This is a genomic window from Rahnella inusitata (assembly GCF_018288855.1).
GTDB lineage: Bacteria > Pseudomonadota > Gammaproteobacteria > Enterobacterales > Enterobacteriaceae > Rahnella > Rahnella inusitata.
In genome coordinates, this window is sequence record NZ_CP065024.1 from 2,842,616 (window position 1) to 2,857,119 (window position 14,504).

The window sequence follows — 14,504 nt, forward strand, 5'->3', positions numbered from 1 at the left end:
ACCCATCATCAAAAACCTGAGAAAACGGCCTCCTTTTTGGGGAGGCCGTTTCACACTACATCACCGACATGATGAGCATCAGTGCGCCAGTGTTTTGCGCACTTCGCTCACGTCTTTGGCCGACACCGCCGGAGCGTTGTTGCTCCAGCCCTGACGGATGAAGGTCGCGAGCTGCGCGGCTTCTTCATCGGTCAGCCGCGCGGCAAAGCCCGGCATGACCAGCGTCGACGGCGCACGCGCCGTGGAAGGCTGCTGCGCACCGGCGAGGATCGTATGGATAAGCCCGGTCGGATCCTGCGCATTAACAATCGTCGCCTGATCCAGTTGCGGGAACACGCCCGGTGCGCCCTTGCCGGTCACAAAGTGGCAGGCACCGCAGTTATCCAGATACAGACGCTCGCCTTCGCTGAGGTTCTTCGCTGCCGTCAGTTTGGCTTCGGTTGCGCTGGCCTTCTGCGTATCCGCTGCCGGTACCGGCGGATTGCCGCCGAGGAACTTCAGGTACGCTGCAATGGCGTTGAGATCGTCATCGGTCATGTGCGCCGTACTGTTCTCGACCACTGACGTCATTTCACCGCCGACCGCCGCTTTGTCGTTGCGCCCTTTACCGAGATAATCGACGATTTCCTGCTGATTCCAGTGCGCCACGCCGCGCAGCGACGGGACATCCCAGTTATTCAGGCTGCCGCCCGCGAGGAAATCGGAGTCGCTGCTGTCGAGCGCTTTTTCGTTCATCCCAAAGCCGCGCGGCGTGTGGCAACTGCCGCAGTGCCCAAGGCTTTCCACCAGATACGCGCCACGGTTGACCTGCGCCGTTGCCCCGCCAATCGGCTGGAAAGGTTTATCGGAAGCGAAAGCCCAGTTCCAGAACCGCATACCCCAGCGCTGGCTGAACGGGAAGCTCAGATCCGTTTCCGGCGGCTGTTCGGTACTCGCTTTCACGCCCTGCATAAAGTAAACGTAAAGCGCGTGCATATCCTGATCGTTGATTTTGGCGTAATCAGGATACGGCATCGCCGGGTACAGACGTGTGCCATCGGGCAGAACGCCTTTACGCACCGCGTCGGAGAACTGCTGTTCGGTATAGTTGCCAATACCGTGGTTTTTATCCGGCGTGATATTGGTCGAATAAATGGTGCCGAGATTCGAGTTAATGGCCAGCCCGCCGGAGAACGCCGGTTTTCCGGCAACGGTATGACAGGCACCGCAGTCGCCCAGACGCGCGACATATTCGCCGTGTTTAATCAAAGCCGCGTTGTCAGGGGACGTCGTTTCAGCTTGTGCATTGGCCATCAAACCGGCACCCAGCAGCAAGGCGTTTGCGATAAATAAACGCTTAAGTTTCATTGAGTTCATCTCCGCTTATGCCTGCACCAGTGGGCCGGGGTTTTTCAGATACTGATCTTTAATCGCCTGCGCCGCCATCAGGGTGATCGCGCCGATGGTATCCGTCGGATTAGCCTGGAAGTTTTGCGGGAACGCGTTGCCGCCCGGCACAAACACGTTATGCACATCCCAGCTTTGCAGGAACTTGTTCAGCGCAGAGGTTTTCGGGTTATCGCCCATCACCGCGCCGCCGACGTTGTGCGTCGAGACGTATTTGGTCAGGTCAAAGTGCGCATCCATCGGCAAGAAGCTTTCGCTGTAGCTGTCCGGGTTCAGCTCTTTGGTGATATTGCTCACGATGCCCTTCAGATACTGTTGCAGCTTCAGCTCGTTCTGTTTCCAGTCGAAGGTCATGCGCAGCAGCGGATAGCCATACTCATCTTTGTAGTTCGGATCGAGATCGAGATAGATATCGCGATAAGACTGGCAGGTGGTGGTGATACTGATCTTCATCGAATGGCCGTACCACTCTTCCATGCCCTCTTTCCAGCCGGTACCCCACGCAGGCGTACCTTTTGGCAGCGACGTGCTGATTGGCGTGCCGGTCGCCTGAGAACTGTGAATTTTCGCGCCGCCGATAAAGCCGAGTGATGCTCCGTCGAAGTTGCCCGGTGAAATGTCGTTGAACATCTGGCCGGTCGCGCCCGCGGTGGCGAACGGGTTGAAGTTTTTATCTTTGAAGAACAGCGTGGAGCCGCCGTTGCTCAGGAACGCGTAGTTACGGCCCACCACACCTTCTTCGGTGATCGGGTTGTAAGGCTTGCCGATGCCGGACAGCAGCATCAGGCGTACGTTGCAGAACTGGAAGCTGCTCAGCACCACGATTTTTGCCGGCTGGAAGCATTCGTTGCCCTGCGCATCAATGTAGATCACGCCTTTGGCGGTTTTCTTGTCATCATGCAGCTCGACTTTCATCACGTTGGCGTGGACTTCGTAGGAGAAGTTATCCATGCGCTTCAGCGCGTCCATCACGGCGGTCTGCGGCGAGGCTTTCGAGTAGTTCAGGCACGGGTATTTACTGCAATACCCGCAGTAGTTACAGGGTGCTATCTGGTTGCCGTACGGATTGGTCCATGCACGGGAGACGCAGGCCGACGGGTTCGGGAACGGGTGATAGCCCATCTTTTTGGTGACTTCGGCGAACATGCTGCTGTTGAGGGTATCTTCCAGCGCAGGCAATGGATAAGGCTCGGAGCGCGGCCCTTCAAACGGATCGCCGCCTTCCATAATCTGTCCGCGCAGGTTACCGGTTTTGCCGGACTGCCCGCAGATGTGCTCAAACTTGGTGTAATACGGCTCGATTTCATCCCAGGTGAACGGGAAATCCATGATCCGCATGTCTTCCTGCAAAATGCCCGGCTTATAAGCTTCGTCCGCATAGGTTTTGAGTTTTAAATCGGTCGGCGTCGGGCGAATTAACACTGCGGTCCAGTGCAGACCGGAACCGCCGACGCCCGTACCCGGCGCAAACGCGCCCCATTTACGGGTCGGCAGCGCGGTTTCGCTCATGTTATACCGCACGGTCACCGCAGCCTGCGCCGGAGTGGCCATCACTTTGTTACGCACGGCGTAGGCGTATTCATCCGCCGGTTTCGGGTAAGCAAATTCTTCATAGCCACGATCGCCGCCGCGTTCCAACGCACGCACGGTCAGCCCGGCCATTGCCAGCTCGATGCTCATCAGCGAGCCCGCCCAGCCGAGGCCGACAACGACGACGTCGACTTCAGGTTTTGTTATTTGTGCCATCTTTAATCCTGTCATTCATCAGAAAAGGTAATAAGACGCGGCCCTCAGGCACGCGCGCCTTGCAGGCTCACAGGCCCCAGCGGATAAGGCACGTTGTGCTGTTTCACCCATTCGGTGAAACTGGCGCGCGCGCCGGGGAACCCGATGGCAATCCACGCTTTCATCCCTTTGTTACCGCCGTAGATCGGGTCGGCGAGGTAACCATGTTTGGTGTCTGAAAGCAGTTCACCGAAAAATTGCGAGGCAACGAGACTCTCTTCGCCCAGATCGGCAAAGTGGATATCGTTTTTCTGCAATTGCGTCAGAACCTGGTCTTTGTCCTGTTCGGCGAGTTCATGGAAGGCTTTCTGATGATGTTGCTGGCACCAGCTGTTCGCCAGGCGAATACCGGTTTTGTAGATTTGCTGCGGCCGGAAGGGGATCTGATAGCCCATGGTGGCAGGCGCATGCACGTTGAACGGCCCCTGCATATAGATTTCTTCACCGAAATCGCCATGCATTTGCTGATCGATAAAGATAGGCACATTGGTTTCCAGCGCACCTGGCGCTTTGCCTTTGCCCCCGGCGGGGATCAGGCGATCGGCGGCGGCCATAATAAACTGCCATTCCTCTGCGCTGAAAAAGACGGGTTTATAATCGAGTAAATCCGGGGCAGCCATTTCAGCCGCTTCTGCTGCTGACAGCCCTTTCATCATGATGGTCCCGACGGGCAATGCCATCAGCGACCCAAGTAAGAACTTGCGACGGGTAGTTTTCTTTTGAAGGAGCATAGAATGACGACTCTCACATGCCTGATGTTAAGTTTGGGTTGGATATTATTGTTATTTAGGTACAAATTTATAATATCACTGCAACATCAAAAATAAACGTTTATTTCCATAACGTTTATGCGGTGACAATAATAGGGGATCGTCTGATCGATAAATTACCTATATAAAACAATTATTTAAATAACATAATTGATTACAGATTATTTAGATTTAATAGCATTGATTATCAAAAATTCCTTTTGCAATCTTAATCACTCACCTCGAGAAATATAATTTCACGACGGAATGTTTTGTTATTTGTTGATGATATTGTTAGCTAACATTTTCTAACATTCAGAGTGAATGAGATTATTAAGTGAAATTAGAGAGGAAATTCTTAAATATAATTTTTTGAGTAAATTTCGGTTTCTCAATCACGGTGAACACCGGGTCTCTCGCGCAGAAACCGAGCTTTTTACTCCTCCCCCTGCGAAGAGGAGAGTTGGGGTGGGTATTAACGTCAAATCCACACGTTAAATTATGCTCTGACAACTTTATCGCCAGCAATACCCCATCCCAGCCTCCCCCCTGGCAGGGGGAGGAGCAAAGCAGTACCCGGTTTTGCGTGGCACCCCCTCCCCTTACGCCGATTCCCTAATTACCAACGAATACCCTATATCCACTACCGGTTCGCCCACCGCCTTTCCCTCGATCTTATCCGCCAGCATCCCCGCCGCGCGGATACCTATGCCCCATTTATCCACGCTCACCGTGGTGATCGCCGGGCGGTTATGCGCCGCAAAGTTCAGGTCAGCAAATCCCATGACCGACACATCCTGCGGTACCCGCAGCCCCTGTGCTTCCGCTTCCATGATAACGCCCTGCGCCAGCGTGTCGGAGCTGCAAATGATCGCGTCGAAACGTTTGTCCCCCGCCATCATCTGCCGCAGCGCGCTACGCCCGACTTCCATATTCGCCGGACGCGACACCATCAGCTCTTCGATCTCATGCTCCGGACGCCCGCGTAATACGGCAATCGCACCATTTTTTCTTACCACCGCGCGGCGGTCTGATGCGCAGATAAAACCAAAGCGGGTGAAACCTTTGTCGAGGAAATATTCTCCGACAGCGTTGCCGACTTTTTCGTGTGAAAAACCGATCAGCATGTCGACAGGCGTGGGAGTCAAATCCCAGATTTCGACCACAGGAATATTGGCGTTGAGGATGATTCTTTTCAGTTCAGAAGTGTGATGAATACCGGTCAGCACGATGCCATCCGGGCGGCGCGAGAGCAGCGTGGCGACAATATCTGTCTCATCTTCAGGCTCATAGCCGACGATGCACAACAGCATGTGATAACCGCGCAGCGCCAGCGCATCGCCGATCGCCTGCACGGTATCGACAAACATATTGTTGTTAATCTGTGGCACCACCACCGCGATAAGCTTGGTGCGGCGGGTCGCGAGGCCTCCGGCCAGCATGTTAGGGATGTACCCGGTTATCTTCACCGCGTCCATCACGCGGGCGATGGTCGCCGGTCGCACCACTTTCGGGTTGTTCAGCGCCCGGCTCACCGTCATCGGTGAAAGCCCGGCTTCTTTGGCCACATCTTCAAGCGTGGCGGAACGGAGTCGGTTATTTTCTATTTTAGTATTGTTATTCAAAGCATTGCCCACTGGTTTCGGGTGTCAAATTGTAATGTTTGCGCAATCATTGTGAGTTTCTCACAGGCCCGCCATCAGGTTAAGCTGAAAATGTTTAGTGATTGTTACGAAATTGATGCGAAAAAAAATCCACGACTGAGCGTGGATTTTTGTTTTATAGAAATCGGATGCGTGATTTAGAACGGTCTGATCACCGCCAGCACCACAATCACCACCACGGCGGCGACAATAATTCCGGAAGCTTTGCGCAAAATGGCGAAATCCTTGGTTGGCTGGCCGGTTGCGCGGCGGCGAAGTTCGCCGGACAGCATCCCGTGAATGGCGGAAAGCAGCACCACGACGACCATTTTGATCAACAGCCACGCGTGCGGGAATTTGCCATAGCTGACAATCATCCAAATCCCGGCAATCCACAACAGGAGCATCGCCGGGCTGGTGACGCAGCGATTCCATTTGCGGACATAATCGAGCAACGCCGCACGGCTGGCGTCATTCGCAGCGGATTTCCCGCTGACCGCAAAAACCATTGCCATCCCCATCATCCCGCCAATCCATAACACCCCGGCAATAACGTGTAAGGCATTCAGCCACTCATGAAGCATGATTTACTCCTTCTCAAAGTTAACGACATTTTGCTCTGCCAGACAGCGTCAACCCGCTGTCCCGAAACGGCTTTTAGCGGATTATGGCGCTTTCCCACAGTAAAGGCACGGTTAACCCACCTCACCGTCCTCTTTCATCCTTTTTTAATAGTAGGTAGACTGGTCTACCTACTTGCTGATTTGCACAGGAAAAACACCGCCATGTCATTACCTGAATCCCCGGCCCAAAGCGCACGCGATCGTCTGCTCGGCGCGGCCAGCGTGCTGTTTTATAACGATGGCATCGCCGCAACGGGCATCGATGCCATTGTGAAAAAAGCCGGCGTGGCTAAGAAAAGCCTCTATAACAATTTTGAATCGAAAGCCGAACTGGTGGCGACATATCTTGAGATCCGCCACGACGAATGGCTCGCGCTGTATGCCCGCCGTGTGCAACAGGCCTCGACGCCCAAAGAAGGTGTGATGGCGGTATTTCTGGCCTACGAAGATCACGCAGAATTTGCCTATGAGCGCGGTTTTCGCGGGTGCGGATTACTCAACGCTGCGGCGGAGTTGCCAGCCGGTGCGCCGGGCAGAGTCGCGGTGCGCGGGCATAAAGAACAGGTCGAATCGATCCTGACAACTCACCTTCTGACCATGATGGACGGTGACGAAGCAAAAGCGCAGCGGATGGCACGTCACTTTTCCTTCCTGCTAGAAGGGGCGATGTCCCGCGCCGGGCTGGAAGGCAACGGCGAATGCGTCCGGCAGGCGAAGGCGATGGCCGCCGGGATGATGGAGGCGTTCGAAGGATGAATCAGCGAGACCGCATGTCAGGCACAGGCGGCGTATTGATCGCCGCATTATTGTGGGGAACCACGGGTACGGCAGCGACGTTTGCGCCAGAGGTCAGCCCGGTTGCCATCGGCGCGGTGGCAATGGGCGTCGGCGGGTTGTTACAGGCGCTGATCGCTCTGCGGGGCATTATCAGAAGCCGCGTCAGTCTGCGCCAGAACGGCGGGATGTTGCTGACCGGGGCGCTGGCGGTGGGCATTTATCCGCTGGCGTTTTACGCCTCCATGCATCTTGCGGGCGTGACGGTCGGCACGGTCATATCCATCGGATCCGCCCCGCTGCTTTCAGCACTCATCGAATATTGTCTCGACGGACAACGGCTCACACGTCGCTGGATGACCGGCGCGGCGGTGGGTGTCATCGGAATGGTGCTGTTGTGCGTGGCGGAAAACGCCAACCACGCGTCAACCGCGCAGCAATCGGACGTCATTATCGGCATCGCCCTCGGCCTGCTCGCCGGACTGACCTACGCCCTCTATTCCTGGGCGGCACGTCATCTCATGCAGCGCGACATTCCCTCCCGCACGGCGATGGGCGCCACCTTCGGGCTCGGCGGGATCTTGCTGATGCCGGTGCTGTTTGCCACCGGCGCGCCATTGCTGGCATCAATGACGAACGCCGCCGTCGGCATTTACATGGCGCTGATCCCGATGTTTATCGGCTATGTCTGTTACGGCTACGGGCTGGCGCGCATTCCCGCCAGTCTCGCCACCACCCTTACCCTGCTGGAACCAGCCGTCGCAGCGTTGCTCGCTGTGATGATCGTCGGTGAAAGGTTGCCGGTGATGGGCTGGATCGGCATCGGGCTGATTTTGGGATGCCTGATCGTAATTACTGCACCGGCGAAGCGCGCGCGCACGGTCACCGCAAGAACTTACTGACCGGGTAATTTCGGTTTAATCAGCGCCAGTGAATCGACCAGGCGCTGCTTGTCAGCCCCGCTCAGCTGCGGCGCGTTAAGCAGGCTCAATAACTGCGCCCGCTCACCGTCGCTGAATCCACCGGACTTTAACTGCTCACTGATAGTTTTGAGAATGACGTTATCGTATTGCGAAATCCGCGCTCTGACGTCTTCAAGATTTGCCGGTTTCCAGTCCGGTTCAGGGCGGGAAAGCCAGTCGGCCAGATAACGGTACTGAATGGCTTTCGCCGCATCCATCTGCGCCTGAATAAACGGTGCAACGGACTGAGGATCCACCCCCGCCTCGCCTGCCTCTGCCTGCGCGGCGGCCAGCACTTTCTGCTCGCGAACCAAATCCTCAACCGGTAAGTGATGTGCGGATTTGTAACCCGCCACATCTTTCATCACCTGCATTCGCTGATTCATCGCCGAGGCCAGAGATGTCGCCGGATCCGGGCTGGCAAATGCCGAACTGACCATACAAAACAAAGAAACTAACAATACCAATTGATGCATTTGTCACTCCGAGATAACGCTGGGAAAAAAGCAGCATAAACAAGTAATAATACCGGAACGTGACAATATGATTTAAATGTTTTCTCCTGCCACGACGGTTTTACCGCTGACTTTATCGCGTCCTGCCCTGCGCTTCGGGGATTTCATCGTCACAATCAAAATGCCTGACGAAATAATTAACAACCCTGCCGCCAGCGTTAGCGTCAGATGTTCACCGAGGAACACCACCGACATCAGCAGGCCGATGACCGGCACACCGAGCATCGCGGTGGACATGCTGGTACTCGACAGCCACATGCTGGCGGCGTTCACCGCCACAAAACAAAACGCGGTAGCGAACGGCCCCATGAATAACAACGTTTCGACCAACGACGCCGAACTGTCGCCGTCGTACGGCCCTTCAACAACGCGCGCCATCACGATAAGCGGCACGCTGGCCAGCAACATCTGCCACGGTGCCAGCTGGTAGGCGCTGCACACACCCTTGTGGTGTCGCAGGTGCAAAATGCACATCGCCCAGGTGAACGATGCGGTCAGCAGCATCAGGTTAGCCAGCACCAGCGCATGATCGCTCCAGTTAAAGGTGAAGGGATTGAACAAAACCACGACGCCTGCACCGCCGAGCAGCGTGCCGGTCAGCTGGCGGCGTGACAGTTTTTCCCGGAAAAACAGCACGGCGATCGGCGTCACCCACAGCGGCGTGGTGTAAGCCAGCACCGCCGAGCGGCCCGCCGGGACTTCGGTCATCGCAATCGCGCCGAGCACGGTAAACGTCATCATCTGCAATAACCCGACGCTGACCACCAGCGGCCAGTCCTTGCGCGGCGGAAAGCGTAACTTACCGGTCAGCGCCTGAAGTGCGAATAGGCAAAGCCCGCCGGTGGCGAACCGCAGTGAAGAAAGCCAGATCGGCGAGACATGCGAAAGACCTGATTTCATCACCGGCCAGTTTGCGCCCCAGACGACAATCGCCCCAATCAGCAGCAAAATGCCCTTCAGTTTCACGCTTTTTTGATCCTGCGCCGACGCCGTCAAAGATTTCCCCTCAGTTCCCACAATCGTTTCTCCACTGCGAAATGTTATGTGGTAATTTTATCTGGATTTAACGGGGTAGTTTCTCCTATTAGCGTAGTGTTAGCCTGTTTTATGAGTCACTTTATCTGCCGATTTAAATGTTTAAGGATAATTTACCCTGATGAAAAAACTCGACCGGACCGACGTCGCCATCCTTAATTCCATGCAGGAGAATTCGCGGATCACAAACGCTGACCTTGCGCGCTCCGTTAATCTCTCACCGACGCCGTGTTTCAACCGGGTGAAAGCCATGGAAGAGCTGGGCGTGATCCGCAAGCAGGTCACGCTGTTAGAGCCCGCGGTACTTGGCCTGCATGTGAACGTGTTCATTCAGGTCAGTCTGGAGAAACAGGTGGAGGATGCGCTGAGCGTGTTTGAAAAAGCGATCGGCGATCGCCCGGAAGTGATGGAATGTTATCTGATGACCGGCGATGCGGATTATCTTCTGCGGGTTTTAGTGCCGGATATCCGCGCACTGGAACATTTTATTTTGGATCACCTGACTAAGATCCGTGGCGTCTCTAATATTCGTTCCAGCTTTGCTCTCAAGCAGGTGCGCTACAAAACCGCATTGCCGTTGCCGTCGGAAGGAATAACGCTGAGCAAAAAATAGTGCGCTATGGCAGCTGACTCAGCCACTGGCTGCGGTACTGCGAAGGGGATCGCGCCGTACTTTTGCGAAACACACGACAGAAATAGTTGCTGTCGACAAATCCGCAGTGAGTCGCGACTTCTTTGATTTTCAGCTCATAGCCTTTGAGCAGCAGCTTCGCGCGCTCCAGGCGGACGTGATTGAGATATTCGCTGAAGCCAATATCGCCGGATTTTCTGAACAAGTGAGAGAGATAATTCGGCGTGATGTGAAATCGCTTCGCGACATTTTCACGCGTCAGCGGCAGTGACGCATTTTCATCAATGTACCTTTTCACCACCTCAAACAGAGCACCGCTGCGGGTCAGCACCTGTGCGCGGTTGGACAGCTGTTCCAGACAATGACTAAGCAACCCGGCCATTACGCAGCGAGCGGTTTGCTGATCTTCCGGGATTGAGACGACTTCATTCATCGCCTGAAGCAAAAATGACCCGACGCGCGGCCCAAGACGTGGCACGCTCTGTTTATCGGTGCCAGTGAACACTTTGCCATCCCAGAATTGCAGGCTGAAACCGAGTTTTTCCTTGCTAAAAAGAATGCTCAGCAATACCGCTGGCTTATCCCAGACGGTCAGATTCCACTTCCCGCCGGGAATATATATTGCATCGCCCTGCCTCAGCAGTCCTTTATCCGCCGTGACGTTGCGGTCATGCACTTCGCCTTCGACCACAAATTCTATTCGCGGAAAACTCACCACGCAGGCCAGCTCCGGCGGCGGTTGTGAGTTATCCGGAAACCGGATCACCAGTGACCCGCTGCCCGAAACCGAGCGGAAAAGTGTCTCTATCACGTCTGTCAGCATCGTGGCCTCCGGGGATTTCCGTTTACCATAACATACCCGTAACAACATCGATGTTATGCGGGATCAGGAGTCTGTGACCGCGCGCAAATTGCGAAAATAAAAAAGCCCGACCGTCAGGTCAGGCTTCACATGGAAGGGAATTCAGAGCACGTCGAGCAGCCATTTTTGCGCTGGCGTCAGGCGGCTGGCGGTTTCAGGCCTTAGCCATTTACGCTGATCCTGCTGCTGCATATCCTCGCGGTCGATATACAAACTGTGCAGCACACGTCGGCGGGTTCCCGCATTGTTATTGGTGCCGCCGTGCCAGGCATGCGCGTTATAGATCATCACGCTGCCCGCCGGCGCTTCGAAGATCACCTCATCGGGATGCGGCAAACCGCAGTCGGCCAGCACGTCCTCCGGCAGCTCCGGGCGGTGATGCGTACCGGGAATAATGCGCGGCGCACCGTTGGCGGCGCTCAAATCGTCAATCGCGATAATGGCGTTCACCAGATGCACCTTAGGGAAATCCGGGCGCGGCTTTTTCCAGTCGGCATGAAGAGGCTGATGCCCGCCGTGGTGCAACGCTTCCCGGCCATTCAGGCTGGAAACTTTGAACGGCCCCTGAAAGATATGGCGACATACGGAAAGGATCAGCGGATGCGCCCATGCCTTTTCCCACACAGTTCCCTTGTTGATCATGTTTGCGATACGGGTCGCCGTGGCTTCCTGATGATGTTCCACCGCCAGATTATCGCCCTCTTTTTCCACCAGCGAATCAAACGCGGCGCGCATATCTTCCAGCCAGTCTTTATCGATAACATCATGAATAACCACGTAACCTTTAGTCTCCAGCTCATCAAGCTGTGCCGGTGACAACGTCTGATTTGCGCCCAGCGCGCTGAGATACTGTTCAGATGAAGTGTTCATTTATCGCCTCGTCAGTTAACGTTTCCGTAACATCAAAGTACGGGGAATATTGTAGGAATAAACGATGAAAATCCTACGGAGATCTGGAGAAATGTGGGATCAAAATGGGAATGTGATGAGTATCGTGCGGCGCACTGGCGATTGAATCAAAATAGGGGGTAGTGCTGACAACACCCAAGCGAGAAAAGCTGAAATGACGTGAGGTATTTGCAATAAAAATCCAAAAAAATAAAATGCCCATCGTTAAATGGGCATCTTGTCGAGCGTGAGTTCTGGAATAAAGAATTACTTTTTCTTATAAACGTCAGCGGTGCCGTGGATTTTATTATTGGTATTGCCGGAGGTTAATACGAAGACGTCGCCGCCTTCTTTATCGGCTTTTTTAGAGAGATCTTCGAGAGCACCAGATTGCGACGTTTTATTCGATGTGGTAATAGAACCCACTTTTGTATACTGAGATTCCACTTTTTCAAAATCAACTTTTTTCATCAGTTGAGCAGAAAATGCGCTGGTAGAGAGAAACGCCGTCAAAGCCACAGCCAGCAATGCATGATGTTTTTTCATTTAAGCCTCTGATTAAAATTTATCCAGTAAAAAAAACGAATATCGGCTAGCCCAACGCCTGTTAATAATAACCCTGTTAAGCAATAAACACGTCGATAAACAACGAGTTCAGGCTCCAACTAAGTAGTAGATGACGGAGTGGATAATTTCAAGGTAAAACTATAAATTTAAAAAAGTATTCATAAGAAAAACGTCTTATTGCTTTGCACAGAAATTATATCTTCACGATAAAAGCGGTATAAAGTGTGAGTCACTTATCGTTCTCATTATTTTATTGAGTGTTAATAAAGTCGCGAGCGTTGCTTTCTTTATTACGCCTGTTTTTGCTTCTGAGTTTTATCGCTGCAAAATTCGGTAATATTCTGAGTCGTTGGTAATACCCTCCCGGCCTCCCCTTTGCAGTGGGATGAGCAAACGCCTACCCCCAATCTCATTTCCTGCACTTGAATAGCTACTATTGTTCTTTTACATCCTCCCTCCCTGACTTCAATAATCCTTGTTAACAGAGTGTGTCAAAAAAAGGGATAACGATGGGATACCGTTTGAGTTTGCTGGAAAAAAGTCCGCAAGACGATCATGAAGATGCCGCCGGGGCGCTGCGGCGAACGCTGGAACTGGCGCAGAAAGCTGAGCACTGGGGCTATCACCGTTTCTGGCTGGCAGAGCATCACAATACCGACAAGCTGGCAATTTCATCACCTGAGATAGTCATCGCGTGGATCCTTGCACACACCCGGCGGCTGAGGGTCGGATCGGGCGGGGTAATGTTGCAACACTACAGCCCGTTCAAAGTCGCCGAAAACTTTAATCAGCTGGCGTCGCTTGCGCCGGGACGCGTCGATCTCGGTATCGGTAAAGCGCCAGGCGGTTTACCGCTCTCCACCAACGCACTGCAATACGCTGTCGATCCCGCCCGCAAAGGCGACTTCGCCCGCCAGCTGCGCCAGCTGGATGACTGGCTTTCCGTACCGGCTCGCGGCCAGGGTGATGACCGGCTGTCAGCAACGCCGCAACCGCCGCAGACGGCTTCGCGTTTTCTGTTAGGTGCCAGCGAGCAAAGCGCCCGTCTGGCGGCGAGCCTCGGCTGGAACTTTGTGTTTGCTGCCCATCTCAATGCGGATGAACGCGATATTTCCCGCGCCCTTTCCGCTTATTCCCACGACAGCAACGGTAAGCGCGCCCTGCTCGCTGTACCGGTGATCGTCGCCGAAACCGCCGCCAAAGCAGCGAGTCTGGTGGACAACAGCCAGCGATACCGCGTGACCGGCAGCGACGGACAGAGCGTTAACGTCGGCAGCCTGGAGCAGGCCGAGTTGTATACCCGCCAGTCGAAAGCGGCTTCCCATGAGATTGAAGAGCGTAAATCCGCCGTGCTGCATGGCACCGGTGAAGACGTTCATCGTCAACTGGAAGCCCTGCAGGCGCAGTACGGTATCGAAGAATTTGTGATTGATACGCCACTGGCGCAACCTCAGGCACGCCTGCGATCACTGGAATTGTTAGCCACGACCAGCGTTGCGCTGGCATGAGGAGCTGAAGATGAGCCATCGAATTCGTCTTGCCAATGAGTCTGACGCCGCTCCCTTGCACAGCCTGCTGCAAAAGGCATATGCGCCGCTGCTCGAGCACAATATTCATTTCACCATCACCCGCGCCAGCGTTGAAGACGTGCGCGAAGTTATCCGCAGCGAAACCACCTATGTGCTGGAAACTGACGCCGGGCTGACCGCCACGTTGACCACCCGTTTTCAGTGGACACCGGCAAAAAATCATCTGGCGCCCTGGCCTTTCGTCCACTGGTTTGCTGTCGCCGAACATGCCAAAGGGCAAGGCTATGGCCGCGAGATTATCCGCTACGTGGAAGAAACATTTTTGCGCGATACGCTGAAATCCCCGGCCGTCTATCTGGCGACGGCAATCGAGCACCCGTGGCTAACGAGTCTCTATCAGCGGCGCGGCTACGAGCCGTTCCACACCGCAACCAATCCGCTGGGCGTCGAACTGGTGTATCTGCGAAAAATACTCGATCAGCATGCGTTCGACGTGCAGGAAAATAAGCCCGCTGTTCGCTCCCTCAATGAATTACGTGCGCTGGCATAGCGCCG

The 14,504-nt window shown here is 54.4% G+C and carries 15 protein-coding genes; 5 read left to right on the forward strand and 10 right to left on the reverse strand.

Annotation, left to right across the window (positions count from 1 at the left end; genetic code table 11):
- Positions 1-78: 78 nt before the first annotated feature.
- The 5 genes from I2123_RS13260 to I2123_RS13280 all read right to left on the reverse strand — a co-directional run bounded on the left by I2123_RS13260 (position 79) and on the right by I2123_RS13280 (position 6,147).
- Complete coding sequence (locus I2123_RS13260) at positions 79-1,347, reverse strand: c-type cytochrome (RefSeq protein ID WP_420834336.1); 1,269 nt, start codon at positions 1,345-1,347, stop codon at positions 79-81.
- Positions 1,348-1,362: 15 nt separating this feature from the next.
- Positions 1,363-3,132, reverse strand: coding sequence for a GMC family oxidoreductase (locus I2123_RS13265; RefSeq protein WP_112167682.1), 1,770 nt, complete (start codon positions 3,130-3,132; stop codon positions 1,363-1,365).
- 44 nt (positions 3,133-3,176) lie between these two features.
- Complete coding sequence (locus tag I2123_RS13270; RefSeq protein ID WP_213050678.1) at positions 3,177-3,902, reverse strand: gluconate 2-dehydrogenase subunit 3 family protein; 726 nt, start codon at positions 3,900-3,902, stop codon at positions 3,177-3,179.
- Between the two features lie 620 nt (positions 3,903-4,522).
- Complete coding sequence (locus I2123_RS13275) at positions 4,523-5,545, reverse strand: LacI family DNA-binding transcriptional regulator (protein ID WP_244207793.1); 1,023 nt, start codon at positions 5,543-5,545, stop codon at positions 4,523-4,525.
- 176 nt (positions 5,546-5,721) lie between these two features.
- Entirely contained in the window at positions 5,722-6,147 is a 426-nt protein-coding gene (locus I2123_RS13280; RefSeq protein WP_213050679.1) for a CopD family protein, read from the reverse strand.
- Positions 6,148-6,348: 201 nt separating this feature from the next.
- Between I2123_RS13280 and I2123_RS13285 the strand changes: the two genes are divergently transcribed.
- Positions 6,349-6,942 (forward strand): TetR/AcrR family transcriptional regulator, encoded by a 594-nt coding sequence (locus tag I2123_RS13285; RefSeq protein ID WP_213050680.1) that lies wholly within the window; start codon positions 6,349-6,351, stop codon positions 6,940-6,942.
- Positions 6,939-7,862: a DMT family transporter gene (locus tag I2123_RS13290; protein WP_244879814.1), complete on the forward strand. Its 924-nt coding sequence runs from the start codon at positions 6,939-6,941 to the stop codon at positions 7,860-7,862. Before I2123_RS13285 ends, I2123_RS13290 begins: the two co-directional genes overlap by 4 nt.
- On the opposite strand, the gene I2123_RS13295 is transcribed toward I2123_RS13290, so the two are convergent.
- Positions 7,856-8,398, reverse strand: a complete 543-nt coding sequence (locus I2123_RS13295) for a chorismate mutase (protein WP_112167678.1) — start codon at positions 8,396-8,398, stop codon at positions 7,856-7,858. The genes I2123_RS13290 and I2123_RS13295 overlap by 7 nt on opposite strands.
- Positions 8,399-8,470: 72 nt before the next feature.
- Positions 8,471-9,403, reverse strand: coding sequence for a DMT family transporter (locus I2123_RS13300; protein WP_244879815.1), 933 nt, complete (start codon positions 9,401-9,403; stop codon positions 8,471-8,473).
- Between the two features lie 190 nt (positions 9,404-9,593).
- On the opposite strand from I2123_RS13300, the gene I2123_RS13305 reads away from it, so the two are divergent.
- Positions 9,594-10,085, forward strand: coding sequence for an Lrp/AsnC family transcriptional regulator (locus tag I2123_RS13305; RefSeq protein ID WP_112167676.1), 492 nt, complete (start codon positions 9,594-9,596; stop codon positions 10,083-10,085).
- 4 nt (positions 10,086-10,089) lie between these two features.
- Here I2123_RS13305 and I2123_RS13310 read toward each other — a convergent pair whose 3' ends face one another.
- The 3 genes from I2123_RS13310 to yahO all read right to left on the reverse strand — a co-directional run bounded on the left by I2123_RS13310 (position 10,090) and on the right by yahO (position 12,399).
- Positions 10,090-10,926, reverse strand: a complete 837-nt coding sequence (locus I2123_RS13310; RefSeq protein WP_213050681.1) for an AraC family transcriptional regulator — start codon at positions 10,924-10,926, stop codon at positions 10,090-10,092.
- Positions 10,927-11,067: 141 nt separating this feature from the next.
- Positions 11,068-11,835 (reverse strand): phytanoyl-CoA dioxygenase family protein, encoded by a 768-nt coding sequence (locus I2123_RS13315; protein ID WP_112167674.1) that lies wholly within the window; start codon positions 11,833-11,835, stop codon positions 11,068-11,070.
- A gap of 285 nt (positions 11,836-12,120) precedes the next feature.
- Positions 12,121-12,399 carry a DUF1471 family periplasmic protein YahO gene (gene yahO / locus I2123_RS13320; RefSeq protein ID WP_112167673.1) on the reverse strand — a complete coding sequence of 93 codons (279 nt, stop codon included), beginning with the start codon at positions 12,397-12,399 and terminating at the stop codon, positions 12,121-12,123.
- A gap of 530 nt (positions 12,400-12,929) precedes the next feature.
- Here yahO and I2123_RS13325 point away from each other — a divergent pair.
- Both I2123_RS13325 and I2123_RS13330 read left to right on the forward strand, forming a co-directional pair.
- Entirely contained in the window at positions 12,930-13,928 is a 999-nt protein-coding gene (locus I2123_RS13325) for an LLM class flavin-dependent oxidoreductase (RefSeq protein ID WP_112167672.1), read from the forward strand.
- Positions 13,929-13,938: 10 nt separating this feature from the next.
- Positions 13,939-14,499: a GNAT family N-acetyltransferase gene (locus tag I2123_RS13330; RefSeq protein ID WP_112167671.1), complete on the forward strand. Its 561-nt coding sequence runs from the start codon at positions 13,939-13,941 to the stop codon at positions 14,497-14,499.
- The last annotated feature ends 5 nt before the right edge of the window (positions 14,500-14,504 follow it).